Source organism: Pseudomonas sp. AC083 (assembly GCF_979253165.1).
Map to the genome: position 1 here is coordinate 369,539 of NZ_CEEDDH010000003.1, position 15,585 is coordinate 385,123.

The window sequence follows — 15,585 nt, forward strand, 5'->3', positions numbered from 1 at the left end:
TGCGCCGCTTTTTTATTTACGGTCAGTTACCAGCGGTTACCACGGCCGTTGTAGTCACGGCGACCGCTGTGACGATCATAGTTGCCGCGACCCCGGTGGTCATTGTCCCAACCGCCGCGACGGTGGCCGTCCCAGCGTCCGCGATCGTTGCCGTGCCAGCGACGGCTTTCGTAATAACGCGGGGCCGGTTGATAGTGCCGCGGCGCCTGGTAATACCGCGGTTGCTGGTAGTAGCGCGGCTGAGTGTAATAAGTGCCGCCGCTGCGGTAATAGGAGCCGCCACCGCTGTAATAGGCCGGTGCGGGTGATGTGTAGACCTCTGACCTGTAGTAGCTGTCTCCATAGGAATAAGGAACGCATCCGCCAAGGGAAAAAAGCATCACGGCAAGCAGTACGATTCGGCGATACATGGCGGCCTCCTGGACCGCGGGTTGGCCACACCAGCGACGCTGGCAGGCGACCGTCAGCAATTGAGTGACTGTCGAAGAATCAGACAGCGGTTTCGGAATCTGGTGCGTTCCTGCAACAAGTTGAAACAAGTGATCATGAAATCTTGTTTATCCGCAAAATCAGCGACCAGTTATGCGTAAACGCGCTGCATGACGGTGCAACCACGCACCACCACGATGCGCCGTCGCTCGCCCCGCTCACCTCGGCAATCCAGCAGATCCCCGCCGCAGAGGCCTCGGCGCGACTTGGCACGCCTCTCGCTTTAGCAAACCCGTGCAGGAGTCATCACAGGTTCGCGGCACCACAATTTGCAATGGCTGACTAGGGTTCCGGCTCGCAATCGCGAGTGGCTGGTCCGAGAGTTGGCGACCTCCAGTTGAGGTTACACGGCGGGACAAAAGCCCGGGAGACAAGCCACCGTTCGCGGTGCCGCGTTGCCTTCCTGTCCGCCCTCGATCAACTGGAGAATCCGCAATGATCCGACTACGTTTCCCCGCCCTGCTCGCCGCCGCCTTCGCCGCGCTCATCAGTACGCAATCTTCCGCCGCCCAGAAAGACCACTTCAGTGTGTGCTGGACGATCTACGCCGGCTGGATGCCATGGGAATACGCCGGCAGCCAGGGCATCGTCGACAAATGGGCGAAGAAATACGGGATCAAGATCGACGTCGTGCAGCTCAACGACTACGTCGAATCAATCAACCAGTACACCGCCAGCCAGTTCGACGGCTGCACCATGACCAACATGGATGCGCTGACCATTCCCGCTGCCGGCGGCGTTGACAGCACCGCGTTGATCGTCAGTGATTTCTCCAATGGCAACGACGGCATCGTGCTCAAGGGTGAAGGCAAGAAAGTCGCCGACCTCAAGGGCATGGACGTCAATCTGGTCGAGCTGTCGGTCTCCCATTACCTGCTGGCCCGGGCGCTGGACTCGGTGGACCTCACCGAGAAAGACCTGAAAGTGGTCAACACCTCCGACGCCGACATTGCCGCCGCATTCAACACCGACGACGTCAACGCCGTGACCACCTGGAACCCGATGCTCTCGGATATCAAGGCCAAACCCGGCGTCACCGAAGTGTTCAATTCCAGCCAGATCCCCGGCGAGATCATGGACATGATGGTGGTCAACAGCGCCACCCTCAAAGACAACCCGGCACTGGGCAAAGCGCTGACCGGCGCGTGGTTCGAAGTGGTCGCTTTGATGAACGCAAAAAATGCTGCGAGCAAAGCTGCGCTGGAGCACATGGCCAAGGCCTCGGGTACTGATCTCGCCGGCTTCCAGGCGCAACTGGACACCACAAAACTGTTCGCCACGCCGAGCGAAGCGCTGAATTTCGCCACCAGCAAACAACTGCCGGACACCATGCGCAAGGTCGCCGAATTCTCCTTCGAGCACGGCCTGCTCGGCGAAGGCGCGAAGGACCCGAGCGCGGTCGGCATGTCTTTCGCCAACGGCGTGACCAGCGGCGACACCGCCAACCTCAAGCTGCGTTTCGATCCGACCTACGTGCAGATGGCCGCCGACGCCAAGCTGTAAGCCACGGAGGATTTGGCCATGCGCCTGATCAATCGCCACCCTGATCGCCCGAGTCGCCTGTTGCTGGTGATCCTGCCGTTCGCGCTGGTGCTGTTCGCCTACTTCACAGGCTCAGCCGAGCGCCTGGCGGACAACCCCAACGACAAACTGCTGCCCAGCGCCGTGCAGATGAGCGACGCGGTAAAACGCCTGGCCTTCAACGCCGACAGCCGCACCGGTGAATACCTGCTGTGGCAAGACACTGCGTCCAGTCTGCGCCGTTTGGCCATCGGCCTCGGCATCGCGGCGCTGGCGGGTCTTTGCCTCGGTATAGCGGCGGGCACGCTGCCGCTGTTCGGCGCGCCGTTGTCGCCGTTGCTGACCGTGCTGTCGATGGTGCCGCCGCTGGCGATCCTGCCGATTCTGTTCATCGTTTTCGGCCTGGGCGAGTTGTCGAAAGTCATGCTGATCGTGATTGGCATCACCCCGGCGCTGGCCCGGGATCTGGAACAGCGGGCCCGTGACATTCCGGTCGAACTGCTGATCAAGGCGCAGACCCTCGGCGCCTCGACCTGGACGCTGATGCTGCGCGTGGTCTTGCCGCAGCTGTTGCCGCGCTTGCTGATCTCGCTGCGCTTGATGCTCGGTTCGGCGTGGCTGTTCCTGATTGCCGCCGAAGCGATCGCCTCCACCGATGGCCTCGGCTACCGGATCTTTCTGGTGCGGCGCTACCTGGCGATGGATGTGATCCTGCCCTACGTGGTGTGGATCACCCTGCTCGCCTGGCTGATGGACTGGGGCTTGAAACAGCTGACCCAGCGCGCTTTCCCTTGGTACGAGGGAGCACCGAAATGAGCTTCATCACGGTAAAAAACGTCTGGCAGCAGTACGCCGATCAAGTGGTTCTGGAAGGCTTGAACCTGAACGTCAACGAAGGCGAGTTCTGCACCTTGGTCGGCGCCTCCGGTTGCGGCAAATCGACCTTCCTGCGCCTGCTGCTCGGCCAGGAAAGCGCCAGTCGCGGGGAGATTCTGCTCGACGGCCAGCCCTTGGCCAGCGAGCCGGATGCCAGCCGTGGCGTGGTCTTTCAGCGCTACTCGGTGTTCCCGCACCTGAGCGTGCTCGACAACGTCGCCCTCGGTCTCGAATTGCCGCGCGCGCCCTTGCTTGGCCGGCTGTTCGGCAACGCCAAACGCGAGGCGCGCGAACAGGCTGCAGCCCTGCTGACAAAAGTCGGCCTCGGCCATGCGCTGGACAAGTACCCGGCACAGCTGTCCGGCGGCATGCAGCAACGCTTGGCCATCGCTCAGGCGCTGATCATGAAGCCGCGCGTGTTGTTGCTCGACGAGCCGTTCGGCGCGCTCGATCCGGGCATTCGCAAAGACATGCACGCGCTGCTGCTGGAGCTGTGGCGCGAGACGCAACTGACGGTGTTCATGGTCACCCACGACCTGTCCGAGGGCTTCAGCCTCGGCACGCGTCTGCTGGTGTTCGACAAGGTGCGCCTCGACCCGCACGCCCCAGGTGCCTATGGCGCCCGCATCACCTACGACATCCCGTTGAACAGCGACCGCCACGCCCAGCGCGCCGCCGTCGAGGCCCTGCCGCTGCCGCTGGCGGGCACCCTTCGCACTGCTTGAGAGGACTGCTCCAATGACTGATTCAATCCAACTATTCCCACCCTTCGCTGAAGAAATGCTGCCGGGCGGCGGCCACCGTTCCTTCGTGCTCAAGCGCGGCCAATTGCTGCGCCTGACCGACCTGCGCGGTGGCGCTAACGTCAGCCTGACCTTGCTCAATGCCAATGAAAAAACCGAGCGATTGAACCTGCCCGACAGCCTCAAATGCCAACACACCGCCAAGCTCACTGCCGGCCACTGCCTGTACTCGGACATGGGCCGCGTACTCGCCGCGATCACCGCCGACACCTGCGGTTGGAGCGACAGCCTCGGCGGTGTGCTTTGCGCACAGGAAGTCGCCGAAAAGTACGGTCAGGGCCGCTACCAGGAACTGCGCAACGGCTTCTTTCGCAACGGCACCGATAACCTGCTGGTGGAACTCGGCAAGTGGGGCCTGGGCCTGTCCGACCTGCTGATGACCCTGAATCTGTTCAGCCGCGTGAACGTCGATGAGGCCGGGCGTTTCCACTTCGTCGAAGGCAACTCGAAGGCCGGTGACTACATCGAGTTGTACGCGCCGATGGACACCCTGATGGTGCTCACCGCCCTGCAACATCCGATGGACCCGTCCCCCGAATACGCTCCGAAACCCTTGAAGCTGAGCTGGATGAACGCCGACGCCAGCGTCGCCGAACACTGCCGCACTTCGCGCCCGGAAAACGAGCGCGGCTTCATCAACACCGACCGTTTGTTCGCCTGAGGATCGCAGCCATGTCACTCGCAATCGCCACTTCGCACAAGCAAGCCGACAGCGCGATCTACCGCGCGACCATTCCCGCCGGTGAACCCTGGCTGATGGAAGTCAAGGCCGGGCAGACCCTGCGCATCCTCGATCTGGAAGGCAATCAGGCCGTCGACACCTTGTTCTATAGCCTCGCCAACCCCAAGGAACGCTACGACGTGCAACGCACCTTGCGCCGACAGAACAGCGTCTACCTGAGCACCGGCAGCGTGCTGTATTCCAACCTCGGCCAGCCGATGCTGACCATCGTTGCCGACACCTGCGGGCGCCACGACACCCTCGGCGGCGCCTGCGCGCAAGAGAGCAACACCGTGCGCTACGCCCTGGAAAAACGCTACATGCACAGCTGCCGCGACAACTACCTGCGCGCCTGCGCCCACGACGGCCGATTGAGCAAGAGCGACATCGGGCCGAACATCAATTTCTTCATGAACGTGCCAGTGACGGCGGATGGCGGGCTGACCTTCGAGGACGGTATTTCCGCGCCGGGCAAGTACGTTGATTTGCGCGCGGAGATGGACGTCATCGTGCTGATTTCCAACTGCCCGCAGTTGAACAACCCGTGCAATGCCTACAACCCGACCCCGGCGGAGTTGCTCGTATGGAACTGACCATCAGCCGTTTACGCCGTTGGCTTTTTGCCCTGTGCCAGGCGCGTTCCGGGCAGTGCCTGAAAGCTTCAAGGCACTGATAGTCCTGTGGGAGCTGGCTTGCCAGCGATTGCGGTGTTTCAGTCACCAACAATGTTGGATGTGCCGACCTCATAGCTGGCAAGCCAGCTCCCACAGGAGTTTGCGGTGAGTTTGAGTGATGTTTTTTCCATCCGGGACGGCCCGGATGTCTGTCGAAAAACAGCGGGACGGCCCGCTCCCCCTTCAGGGGTTATGCCATGTTCGAAAAAATCCTGATCGCCAACCGTGGCGCGATTGCCTGTCGCATCCTGCGCACGATCAATGTGCTGAAGGCCAAAGGCATCGCGGTGTACTCCGAAGCCGACGCGGCCAGCCTGCATATTTCCCAGGCCGCTGAAGCGCACAGCCTCGGCGAAGGCGCGGCGTCCGCGACCTATCTGGCGGTCGACAAAATCCTCACGATCGCCAAACAAAGCGGCGCCACCGCCATTCATCCCGGCTACGGATTTCTTTCCGAGAACGCAGCGTTCGCCGAAGCCTGCGAAGCGCAGGGCATCGCCTTCATCGGGCCGACGCCGGAGCAATTGCGGGTATTCGGCCTCAAGCACACTGCTCGCGCGTTGGCCAAACAGCACGGCGTACCCATGCTCGAAGGCACCGACCTGCTCGACAGCCTCGATTGCGCGCTGAGTGCCGCCGAACAGGTCGGCTACCCGGTGATGCTGAAAAGCACCGCTGGCGGCGGTGGCATCGGCATGCGCGTGTGCCGCAGCGCCAGTGAATTGAGCGAATCATTCGAAGCGGTGAAACGCCTCGGTCAGAACAACTTCAGCGACGCCGGGGTGTTCATCGAGAAGTACATCGTACGCGCGCGGCATCTGGAAGTGCAGGTGTTCGGCGACGGCTGCGGTGAAGTCATCGCTCTCGGCGTGCGCGACTGTTCGGTGCAGCGGCGCAACCAGAAAGTCCTCGAAGAAACCCCGGCGCCGAACCTGCCAGAAGGCATGGCCGATGAGCTGTGCGCAGCGGCGATCAAACTGGCGCAAGCGGTGAATTACCGCAGCGCCGGCACCGTCGAATTCGTCTTCGACAGCGAGGCCCAGCGCTTCTATTTTCTCGAAGTGAACACGCGGTTGCAGGTCGAGCACGGCGTCACCGAACAGGTGTGGGACGTGGATCTGGTGCGCTGGATGATCGAGCTGGCCGCTGGTGATCTGCCGCCGCTGAACGAGTTGTATCAAGGCCTGGAACCGCAGGGCCATGCGATTCAGGCACGTCTGTACGCGGAAGATCCGGGGCGTGATTTCCAGCCGAGCCCGGGCCTGCTGACCGCTGTGCAATTTCCGCCCGCCAACGGCGTTGAGTTGCGTATCGACACCTGGGTCGAGGCCGGCGTGGACATTCCGCCGTATTTCGATCCGATGATTGCCAAGCTCATCGCGTGGGCGCCCAGCCGCGAACAGGCTCGCGCCGAACTCCATCAGGCATTGGGCGATAGCCTGTTGTACGGCGTGGAAACCAACCGCGACTATCTGCGGCAGATTCTGCTCGATACTCCATTCGCCAGCGGTCAGCCGTGGACCCGTTGTCTGGAAAATCTGCTCTATCACGCCAACACCTTCGAAGTGCTCAGCGCCGGCACGCAGACCAGCGTGCAGGACTACCCCGGCCGCCTCGGTTATTGGGCCGTCGGCGTGCCGCCCTCGGGACCGATGGACAGCCGAGCGCTGCGTTTGGGCAATCGTCTGCTCGGCAATGAACAAGGCGCCGCCGCACTGGAAATCACCATGAGCGGGCCGATCCTGCGTTTCAATTGTGATGCCGTGGTCGCAGTCACTGGCGCGCCGATTGCCCTTACGCTTGACGCTGAACCGGTGCCGATGAACACCGCGCTGCTCATCCCGGCCGGCGCGACATTGCAACTGGGCAGCATCAGCGGCGCCGGCGCGCGCAGTTATCTGTGCCTGCGCGGCGGCGTGCAGGTGCCGGATTATCTGGGCAGCAAAAGTACCTTCACCCTCGGCCAGTTCGGCGGGCATGGCGGACGGGCGTTAAGGGCCGGTGACGTGTTGCATGTGCCGGCATTGGCCGACCACAGCGCCGGCCAGCAACTGGCCGAACAGCACATCACTGCGCTGCAGAGCGTGCGCCAGATCCGGGTGATCTACGGCCCGCACGGCGCGCCGGAATACTTCAGCGAAAACTACATCGCCACGTTCTTCGCGACCCAGTGGGAAGTGCACTTCAACTCCAGCCGCACCGGCGTGCGCCTGATCGGACCGAAGCCTGAGTGGGTGCGTGAGGATGGCGGTGAAGCGGGTCTGCACCCGTCGAACATCCATGACAATCCGTATGCGATTGGCGCGGTGGATTTCACCGGGGACATGCCGGTGATCCTCGGCCCGGATGGCCCGAGTCTGGGTGGGTTTGTCTGCCCGGTGACGGTGATCGAGGCGGATCTGTGGCAGCTGGGGCAGCTCAAGGCGGGCGATAAAATTCAGTTCATCCCCGTCGACCTCAAAACCGCCCGCGATCTCGCCCTGAAATGGGATGCCCCCTGTGGGAGCGAGCCTGCTCGCGAAAGCGTCGGCAAAGACAAATCGATATTGACTGACACGGCCTCTTCGCGAGCAGGCTCGCTCCCACAGGGTTTGATGTCGCCTGTGGTGTTGGAGTTGGGTCAAGGCGATCAGCGACTGGTTGCACGGGTTTCTGGCGACACTCATTTACTGCTGGAAATCGGCGCGCCGGAGCTCGATCTGGTCCTGCGCTTTCGCGCCCACGCGCTGATGCAGGCGCTGGAAAGCCAAGCCCTGCATGGGGTGATCGACCTCACCCCGGGCATTCGCTCGCTGCAAGTGCACTACCAGCCCGAGCAACTGCCGCTGGCCGATCTGCTCGGCATCATCGCCGGCGAATGGGACGCGGTGTGCGCCGCCAAGGACTTGCAAGTGCCATCGCGCATCGTGCATCTGCCGCTGTCGTGGGACGACCCGGCCTGCCAGTTGGCGATCGACAAATACATGACCACGGTGCGCAAGGACGCGCCGTGGTGCCCGAGCAATCTGGAGTTCATCCGGCGCATCAACGACCTGCCGAATCTCGAAGAAGTACAGCGCACGGTGTTCGATGCGAGTTATCTGGTGATGGGCCTTGGCGATGTTTACCTCGGCGCGCCGGTGGCCACCCCGCTCGACCCGCGTCATCGTCTGGTGACCACCAAGTACAACCCTGCACGCACCTGGACCGCCGAAAATTCGGTCGGCATCGGCGGCGCCTACATGTGCGTGTACGGCATGGAAGGCCCGGGCGGTTATCAGTTTGTCGGGCGCACTCTGCAGATGTGGAATCGCTATCGCGAAGTCGCCGCGTTCGATGGCAAACCGTGGCTGCTGCGCTTCTTCGATCAGATCCGCTTCTACCCGGTCAGCGCCGAAGAACTGCTGCGCATCCGCCGCGATTTTCCCCTGGGGCGCTTCGATCTGAACATCGAACACAGCCAGCTCAACCTCGCCGACTATCAGGCATTTCTCAGTCAGGAAGCCGCGGGCATCAGCGCTTTCCGCGCGCAGCAACAGGGCGCGTTCAAGGCTGAACGCGAGCGCTGGATCGCCAGCGGCCAGGCGCATTTCGACAGCGAAGAAGCCGTGCCTGACGCCAGCGAAGAAGCTCCACTGCAAAGCGGTGAACACAGCGTCGACAGCCACATCGCCGGCAATCTCTGGCAGGTGCAGGTCGAGGCCGGCCAGCGCGTCGCGGCGGGCGATGTGCTGGTGATTCTCGAGTCGATGAAGATGGAAATCCCTGTGCTCGCGCCGCTGGCCGGTGTGGTGCGAGAGATCCGCGTGCAACCCGGTTCGGCGGTGCGTGCCGGACAACGGGTGGTGGTGCTGGAACTCGACTGAAGCCATTTTTTATGAGGATCAACCGATGAATCTGCAACTCGATGCACTGCGCCAGGCCTATCGCGATGGCGATACCACACCGCGCCAACTGCTGCTGCAATTGCGCGAAAAAGCCGCTGCGCTGAACCCTGACTATCACCTGTTCATCCACCTGCTCAGCGTCGATGAACTGGAGCCGTATCTGGCCGCCCTCGACGGTCGTGACCTCGACAGTCTGCCGCTGTACGGCGTGCCGTTCGCGATCAAGGACAACATCGATCTGGCCGGCATTCCCACTACCGCCGCGTGCCCGGCGTTCGCCTATGTGCCGCAGCAGTCGGCGACCATCGTCGAGCAACTGTTGGCGCTGGGGGCGATCCCGCTGGGCAAGACCAATCTCGATCAGTTCGCCACCGGCCTCAATGGCAGCCGCTCGCCATACGGCGCGTGCCCGAACAGTGTGCTGGCGGAGTATCCGTCCGGCGGCTCCAGCGCCGGCTCGTCGCTGGCGGTAGCGTTGGGCGTGGCGAGTTTTGCCTTGGGCACCGACACCGCTGGTTCCGGGCGAGTGCCGGCGGCGCTGAATAATCTGGTGGGATTGAAGGCGAGCAAAGGCCTGATCTCCACCGCCGGCGTGCTGCCGGCGTGCCGCACGCTGGACTGCGTAACCACTTTCACCGCCACCGCCCGCGAGGCCAGTCAGTTGCTGGCGTTGACGGCCAGACACGATCCTCGCGATGAGTACAGCCGACGCAATCCGGCCTGGAATGACGGCTCGGCATTTGGCGCGCCACGGCCGTTTCGCTTCGGCGTGCCACGGGCACAGGATCTGGAGTTTTTCGGTTGCAGCGAGGGGCCGCAACTGTTCGCAGCGGCCATCGAACGGCTCAAGGCCTTGGGTGGCGAAGCCGTCGAGCTGGACTTGTCACCGTTTCTGGAAGCGGCGCGGTTGCTTTACGACGGGCCGTGGGTGGCCGAGCGTTACAGCGTCGCCGGTGAGCTGATGGAGCAGAATCCCGAAGCGGTGCTGCCGGTGATCCGAGCGGTGCTGGCCAAGGCACCGGCAGTGAACGGCGTGCAGACCTTCCGCGCGCAATATCGATTACAGGCGCTGAAGGCCCTCTGCGACGAGGCCCTGGAAAATCTCGACTGCATGTTGACACCGACCATCGGCCGTCCAGTGACCCTGGCCGAGCTTGAGGCCGAGCCGGTGCTGCGCAATTCTGAACTCGGCTATTACACCAACTTCATGAACCTGCTCGACTACGCCGCCGTCGCCGTGCCGACCGCGTTCATGAGCAACGGTTTGCCGTGGGGTGTGACGTTGTTCGGGCGGGTGTTTACCGATCAGTATCTGTTGAGCGTGGCCGATGCCTTGCAGCGCCAGCAGGACAGTGCCCTGCCAACTCCGACGAACCCTGCGCGCAATGACCGCGCTCGATTGGTGGTATGTGGCGCGCACCTGCAAGGGCTGGCGTTGAACTGGCAACTGACCCAGCGTGGCGGGCGCTTGCTGGAAACCACGTTCAGTTCGCCGGACTATCGACTGCACGCCCTCGCCGGCGGCCCGCCATTGCGGCCGGGGATGGTGCGGGTCAAGGATGGCGGCGAGGCGATTGCCGTGGAGGTTTGGGAGTTGCCGAGCAGCGAATTGGGCTCGTTTCTCACCGGGATTCCGGCGCCGCTGGGGCTGGGTAAGGTGCAACTGGCGGATGGGCGCTGGGAGAGCGGGTTTATCTGTGAGCCGTATGGGTTGGAGGGTGCGGTGGATATCAGTCATTTGGGGGGATGGCGGGCATACCTCAAAACCCTGGCCTGAATCTGTCGCCCTGTGGGAGCGAGCCTGCTCGCGAATGCGGTATGTCATTCAACATTGATGTGGCTGACCCACCGCCTTCGCGAGCAGGCTCGCTCCCACAGGTTCTGGCCCCCCCCCCGAATAAAGGAACGACCATTCACGCCGCACAGGGAGCAGTTATTTGCGCGCAGTGCCACTAGAATGCATCCCATCGGGCCACTGCCAACGGATCTGCCATGCCGCTTCGTTCTCCCTTGTACTCGCAACGTTCACTGGTGCTCACCCTGGTTGCCCTGCTCGGCGCCGGCTTTCTCGCTACGTCACTGTTGAGCTATTTCGCCTCCCGCGAGTCGATCCGCGACAACATCGTCAACACCGAACTGCCGCTGACCTCCGACACGGTCTATTCGGAAATCCAGAAAGACCTGGTCCGGCCGATCCTGATTTCCTCGATGATGTCCCGCGATACGTTCATGCGCGACTGGGTGGTCAATGGCGAGCAGAGTCCCGAGCAGATGACCCGCTATCTCGACGAGGTCATGACCCATTACGGCGCCTACACGGCGTTCTTCGTTTCCAATGCCACGCTCACCTACTATCACGCCAAAGGCGTGCTCAAGCAGGTCAAAGTCGACGAGCCGCGCGACACCTGGTACTTCCGCGTGCGCGACATGCAGGACCCGTACGAGATCAACGTCGACCCGGATCTGGCCAACAAGGACAACCTGACGTTCTTCATCAACTACAAGGTCTACGACTACCACAACCGCTTCATCGGTGCCGCGGGCGTGGGCCTGACGGTGGACGCGGTGATCAAGCTGATCGACAAGTATCAACAGCGCTATCAACGCAGCGTGTACTTCGTCGACACCTTCGGCCGTCTTGTCCTGACCGGTGCCGAGGGTGGTCCGGAAGGTGCGCACATCGGCCAGAGTCTTGGCGAACTGGAAAGCATGAAAAGTCTGGTCAGCCAGTTGCCCAAGCCGCACAGCGGCAGCTACGAATATTCCACTCAGGGCCAGGGGCATTTTCTCAACGTGCGGTTTATCCCCGAGTTGAACTGGTACCTGTTCGTCGATAAACGCGAGGACGGCGCGCTGAGCGAGATCCGCCAGTCGCTGTATCTCAATCTGCTGATCTGCCTGCTGGTGACGTTGATCGTGCTGGCGCTGCTCAATCGGGTCATCAAGCGCTTTCAGGCGAAGATTCAGGCGCACGCCACCCTCGACAGTCTCACTGAACTGCCGAACCGACGCGGCTTCGACATCCTCGCCGCGCAAGCGCTGCACGAGGCCCAACGGGAAACCAAGCCGCTGACCGCGTTGTTGCTCGACCTCGACCACTTCAAAGCCTTGAACGACACCTACGGCCACATGGCTGGCGATCAGGTGTTGATCGGTTTCGCCCGCGACCTGCAAAGTTGCCTGCGTCACGCCGATATCGTCTGCCGCTGGGGCGGTGAAGAGTTCATCGTTTTGTTGAAAGACACCGACGGTGAGACCGGGCAGAAAATTGCCGAGAAGATCCGCCAGCACGTCGAACAACACGAATATGCCTACGATGGCCACAGCCTGCATCTGACCGTGAGCATCGGCGCTACCACCGTGCAACGCGATGACAACTTGCACACTCTGCTGTCGCGGGCCGATCATGCGATGTACCGCGCCAAGCAAACCGGGCGCAACCGCACCTGCATGGAAATGCCGCACTCGACCTATGCCTGATAACGACGTCAAACCCGACCACTGCCCGGCCTGCGGTGCGCGCAACGATTGCAGCCTCGCCGACCCGCGCACCGCCGACCGCGAATGCTGGTGCTATGGCGTGACCATCGACCCGGCGGTGCTCGAAGCGCTGCCGGCCGCGCTGCGCAATCAAGCCTGCCTGTGCCCGCGCTGCGCACAGGTCGAAGCGCAACTGCAAGCAGGCCGGCGGCCGATCCCGTAAGATGCGCGGCCCTTCGTCCGTTGAATCCTGACCATGCGCGTCGACCGCTTCCTCAGCAATCTGCCCCGCTACAACCGTCAGCAGGTACGCCTGTTGCTGGTGGAAAAGCGCGTGCGGATTGACGGAAAAGTCGTCAGCGACCCGCACAGTGAGGTGCTGGAATTCAGTCGGGTCGAAGTCGATGATGAGGTGCTGCAAAGCGGTAAACCGGCGCGCTATTTCATGCTGCACAAACCGCCGGGTTGCGTCAGCGCCACCCGCGATCCGCAGCATGCGACCGTGCTCGACCTGCTCGATGAACCGCACAAGGACGATCTGCACATCGCCGGGCGTCTGGATTTCAATACCACCGGGCTGATGCTGATCACCAATGACGGCGCCTGGTCGCGGCGCCTGACGCAGCCGCAAACCAAACTGGCGAAGGTTTATTACGTCGAAACCGAACAGGACATCGAACCGAGCTACGCGCTGAAATTTGCCGAGGGCATCTACTTCGCCTTCGAAGATCTGACCACGCAACCGGCGCAGCTTGAGCTGCTCGGCCCACGCTCGGCGCGGCTGAGCATCGTTGAGGGCCGCTACCATCAGGTCAAGCGCATGTTTGGTTTCTTCAACAACAAAGTCCTGCGCCTGCACCGCGAATCCATCGGCGAACTGACCCTCGATCACGCGCTAAAACCGGGCGAATACCGCGCTTTGCGCACCGAAGAGATTCATTTGTTCTAAGCCGGCGACCGCTCAGCCGAAGTTGTCGAACAATTCGCCGACGGCACTTGCGTGATCCTGAGTCCCCTGCTTGAATCAGGACGTCGGCCGAAATGTGACCGATGAGTCACCACATACTTCCAAGAAACTTTTTGTCGGTCGTCTGCCCTCAAGGGCTGCGCCTCAGCCGGCAATCTGCCCGCCAATAACAACACCCGTCGACCTGCCGTACCGGATCGACATGGGCCAGCAAATTTCAGGCGTATGCCTACCTGTCACAAAGCTCGTGCAATCTCGATTGCGCGCATACCCGCTTGCTTGCCAGGAGTCTTATGACATGAGGCCAGAAATCGCTGTGCTGGATATACAGGGTCAGTATCGGGTTTACACGGAGTTCTATCGCGCAGACGCCGCAGAAAAGACCATCATTCTGGTCAACGGCTCGATGGCCACGACTGCGTCGTTTGCACAGACCGTGAAAAACCTGCACCCGCAATTCAACGTGGTCTGCTATGACCAGCCCTACGCGGGACGGTCAAAAGCCCACAACCGGCATGAGAAACATCTGACAAAGGAAGTCGAAGGGCAGATTCTGCTGGAGCTGATCGATCACTTCGCCGCCGAACACGTGCTGTCGTTCTCCTGGGGCGGCGCCGCCACTCTGGTCGCCCTCGCCCAGCAGCCCCGGCGCATCGAAAAAGCCGTGATCAGCTCGTTCTCCCCGTTGATCAACGCGCACATGCTCGATTACCTTGAGCGCGGCGTCGACTACCTCGGCAGCCGCGACGGCGACCGGGTCGGCCATCTGGTCAACAACACCATCGGCAAACACCTGCCGTCGCTGTTCAAGCGCTTCAACTATCGCCATGTCAGCAGCCTCGCCGAGCATGAGTACGGGCAGATGCACTTTCACATCAACGACGTGCTGCACAGCGATCGCCAGTGCTATCTGAATGCGGCGAAAAAGATCAACGTGCCGGTACTGTTCCTGAATGGCGAATGGGATGAATACACCGCCGCTGAAGACGCACGCCTGTTTGGCAATCACGTAGCACACAGCAGCTTCACCACCCTGCAAGCCACCGGGCACTTCCTCGACATGGAGCACAAAGCCGCCTGCCGCGACAGCCAGAACGCTCTGCTCGGCTTTCTGAAACCTGCGCCGCAAGCCAGCCGAACGCGCTACTCGTTTGTGCAGGATCACCATGCCCTGGCCATTTGAAACAGCGTCATCGCGGGCAAGGCTGCAAGCTTGAAGTGCCTGTTGCACCGGCGCAGACCTTGCTCGCGATCGACCGATTTCTGCGCGGCAAAGCCCTCGCAGAGAAAAGAAAACTTCAAATCCGTGGCCGAGTCTGGTACAAAGTCAGCCGCTCTGAGCGGGTATAGTTTAGTGGTAGAACGAAAGCTTCCCAAGCTTTAGATGAGGGTTCGATTCCCTCTACCCGCTCCACCGAATATTGATCTCGCGTTGTGTTGTCTGACGGGGGATGCAGAAATGAAAAACCGGCCTTGATGGCCGGTTTTTTTGTGTCTGGAAGTTGAATAGTGCTGGCGGTGAAGACTTGCAGAAGATCGCTGAGCCCTTTCTCCCCGGATTACTTCTCGAAATCCAGATGCAGCCTCGCCAGTACATTGAAGATCGGCTCCCCGGCTTTGTGCGGGACATTCAATCGAGTGAATACTTTCCTCCAGTTGGCGAGCGCAGCGAGAGTCTGCTCGATATATTCCTCGGCCTTGAGGTATTTGTATTCCTTGCAGATCTCCATGATTCGCTTGCGCGTAGGCGTGCCGGGAGTGCGGCCACCGAAGTCAGCGGCCCGCGACTTTGATCAGCTCACCAACCTTGGCGCCCTCTTTCAAAACATTCAGCGCTTCTGTGTGTTTGAAAGGCTTGATCATCAGCGCATCCCTCTCTTGCGCCTGGCATTCTTCAGCTCATCCAGCGAGCTCGGTTGCTCTGGTTTGAACAGCTTGGTCACAGCGTTGACTTCATCAAGCGCAGTGGCTATCAGGATCAAAGCCTCCAACGTCACGAGCCCGGCCGCTTCGAATCGCTTGATGGTGGATTCGGAAACCCCCGCCTTTTCTGCGAGCGTCTTGCGGGAAAGGTTTTTGGAGAGCCGCAGGATTTTGGCGTTTTCTCCGACATTTCTAGCGATCTCAGCCGGCGAGTGAAGCAAATGCATGAATGACATGGCAAACCCTTCAAGGCTTAATTGGTCTT

The 15,585-nt window shown here is 61.4% G+C and carries 14 protein-coding genes, 1 tRNA gene and 1 riboswitch; of the genes, 12 read left to right on the forward strand and 3 right to left on the reverse strand.

Features of this window, described 5'->3' with window-relative positions; all coding sequences use genetic code 11:
* Positions 1 to 26 precede the first annotated feature (26 nt).
* Positions 27 to 410, reverse strand: coding sequence for a hypothetical protein (locus tag AC0IXA_RS07880; RefSeq protein ID WP_375123241.1), 384 nt, complete (start codon positions 408 to 410; stop codon positions 27 to 29).
* 350 nt (positions 411 to 760) lie between these two features.
* A riboswitch (guanidine-I (ykkC/yxkD leader) is annotated at positions 761 to 861 on the forward strand.
* Positions 862 to 924: 63 nt separating this feature from the next.
* On the opposite strand from AC0IXA_RS07880, the gene AC0IXA_RS07885 reads away from it, so the two are divergent.
* From AC0IXA_RS07885 to AC0IXA_RS07940, 12 genes are all read left to right on the forward strand, one after another.
* Entirely contained in the window at positions 925 to 1,992 is a 1,068-nt protein-coding gene (locus tag AC0IXA_RS07885) for a putative urea ABC transporter substrate-binding protein (RefSeq protein ID WP_471812489.1), read from the forward strand.
* Between the two features lie 18 nt (positions 1,993 to 2,010).
* Positions 2,011 to 2,826 (forward strand): ABC transporter permease, encoded by an 816-nt coding sequence (locus tag AC0IXA_RS07890; protein WP_336464329.1) that lies wholly within the window; start codon positions 2,011 to 2,013, stop codon positions 2,824 to 2,826.
* A complete protein-coding gene (locus tag AC0IXA_RS07895; protein WP_471812491.1) occupies positions 2,823 to 3,611 on the forward strand; it encodes an ABC transporter ATP-binding protein in 789 nt (262 codons plus the stop codon). The genes AC0IXA_RS07890 and AC0IXA_RS07895 overlap by 4 nt, the downstream gene beginning before the upstream one ends.
* A 13-nt stretch (positions 3,612 to 3,624) precedes the next feature.
* Complete coding sequence (locus tag AC0IXA_RS07900) at positions 3,625 to 4,350, forward strand: urea amidolyase associated protein UAAP1 (protein WP_471812493.1); 726 nt, start codon at positions 3,625 to 3,627, stop codon at positions 4,348 to 4,350.
* Between the two features lie 11 nt (positions 4,351 to 4,361).
* Positions 4,362 to 5,003 (forward strand): urea amidolyase associated protein UAAP2, encoded by a 642-nt coding sequence (locus AC0IXA_RS07905; RefSeq protein WP_016771291.1) that lies wholly within the window; start codon positions 4,362 to 4,364, stop codon positions 5,001 to 5,003.
* Between the two features lie 278 nt (positions 5,004 to 5,281).
* Positions 5,282 to 8,929 carry an urea carboxylase gene (gene uca, locus AC0IXA_RS07910; protein ID WP_471812495.1) on the forward strand — a complete coding sequence of 1,216 codons (3,648 nt, stop codon included), beginning with the start codon at positions 5,282 to 5,284 and terminating at the stop codon, positions 8,927 to 8,929.
* A gap of 25 nt (positions 8,930 to 8,954) precedes the next feature.
* Positions 8,955 to 10,727, forward strand: coding sequence for an allophanate hydrolase (atzF, locus tag AC0IXA_RS07915; RefSeq protein ID WP_471812497.1), 1,773 nt, complete (start codon positions 8,955 to 8,957; stop codon positions 10,725 to 10,727).
* A gap of 215 nt (positions 10,728 to 10,942) precedes the next feature.
* On the forward strand, positions 10,943 to 12,430 hold the full coding sequence (locus AC0IXA_RS07920; protein WP_471812499.1) for a sensor domain-containing diguanylate cyclase: 1,488 nt from the start codon (positions 10,943 to 10,945) through the stop codon (positions 12,428 to 12,430).
* The gene (locus AC0IXA_RS07925) at positions 12,423 to 12,653 is read left to right on the forward strand and encodes a cysteine-rich CWC family protein (protein WP_024011976.1); all 231 of its coding nucleotides are present in this window, start codon (positions 12,423 to 12,425) and stop codon (positions 12,651 to 12,653) included. The genes AC0IXA_RS07920 and AC0IXA_RS07925 overlap by 8 nt, the downstream gene beginning before the upstream one ends.
* A gap of 33 nt (positions 12,654 to 12,686) precedes the next feature.
* On the forward strand, positions 12,687 to 13,379 hold the full coding sequence (locus AC0IXA_RS07930) for a pseudouridine synthase (RefSeq protein ID WP_341638670.1): 693 nt from the start codon (positions 12,687 to 12,689) through the stop codon (positions 13,377 to 13,379).
* Positions 13,380 to 13,695: 316 nt separating this feature from the next.
* Positions 13,696 to 14,580: an alpha/beta fold hydrolase gene (locus AC0IXA_RS07935; RefSeq protein ID WP_471812501.1), complete on the forward strand. Its 885-nt coding sequence runs from the start codon at positions 13,696 to 13,698 to the stop codon at positions 14,578 to 14,580.
* 157 nt (positions 14,581 to 14,737) lie between these two features.
* Positions 14,738 to 14,811, forward strand: a tRNA-Gly gene (locus AC0IXA_RS07940).
* 145 nt (positions 14,812 to 14,956) lie between these two features.
* On the opposite strand, the gene AC0IXA_RS07945 is transcribed toward AC0IXA_RS07940, so the two are convergent.
* Both AC0IXA_RS07945 and AC0IXA_RS07950 read right to left on the reverse strand, forming a co-directional pair.
* Positions 14,957 to 15,127 carry a hypothetical protein gene (locus AC0IXA_RS07945; protein ID WP_177345030.1) on the reverse strand — a complete coding sequence of 57 codons (171 nt, stop codon included), beginning with the start codon at positions 15,125 to 15,127 and terminating at the stop codon, positions 14,957 to 14,959.
* A 132-nt stretch (positions 15,128 to 15,259) separates the two neighbouring features.
* Complete coding sequence (locus tag AC0IXA_RS07950; RefSeq protein WP_471812631.1) at positions 15,260 to 15,556, reverse strand: helix-turn-helix domain-containing protein; 297 nt, start codon at positions 15,554 to 15,556, stop codon at positions 15,260 to 15,262.
* Positions 15,557 to 15,585: the final 29 nt, after the last annotated feature.